The following is a 496-nucleotide window of genomic DNA, read 5'->3' as shown; positions in this document are numbered from 1 at the left end:
ACCGGACACCAACTCCCACAACCCCTCCGGCGACGACACCCCACCCGGATACCGACACCCCATCCCCACAATCACCACCGGATCATCAGCAACCGACGGCAACACCCCCACCGGCACCCCGACACCACCCACAACCCCAGCAGCCTCAGAACCCACCACCTGATCCAACAGATGGTCAACCAACGCCTGCACCGTCGGGTAGTCGAACACCAACGTTGCCGCAAGCCGCAACCCCATCCCCGCGCTCAACCCATTACGCAGCTCCACCGCCATCAACGAGTCAAAACCCAGATCCCGGAAAGCCCGCGCAGGATCAACCACCGCCGGGCTGTCATGGCCCAGCACCTTCGCCACCTGGCCCCGCACCACATCCAGCAACAACGCCCGACGCCCGGCCTCGTCCAGCCCACTCAACCGCTGAACCAGGCCAGTCGAAGCAGCAACCGCACCCCCCGCCGCACGCCGCGCACGGATCAGGCCCCGCAACAGCGGCGGA

General features: G+C 66.5%; 1 protein-coding gene. It reads right to left on the bottom strand.

Annotated features, from left to right (window positions below; genetic code table 11):
• Positions 1-366, bottom strand: a 366-nt coding sequence (locus JK363_RS41605; RefSeq protein WP_307822132.1) for an acyl carrier protein, incomplete at its 3' end; no start/stop codon positions are given.
• Between the last annotated feature and the right edge of the window lie 130 nt (positions 367-496).

Origin of the sequence: Streptomyces coffeae (assembly GCF_016741875.1) — a bacterium.
Taxonomy (GTDB): Bacteria; Actinomycetota; Actinomycetes; order Streptomycetales; family Streptomycetaceae; genus Streptomyces; species Streptomyces coffeae.
Note: the sequence above shows the minus strand (reverse complement) of the source record. Positions and strands in the feature narration are given on the sequence as shown.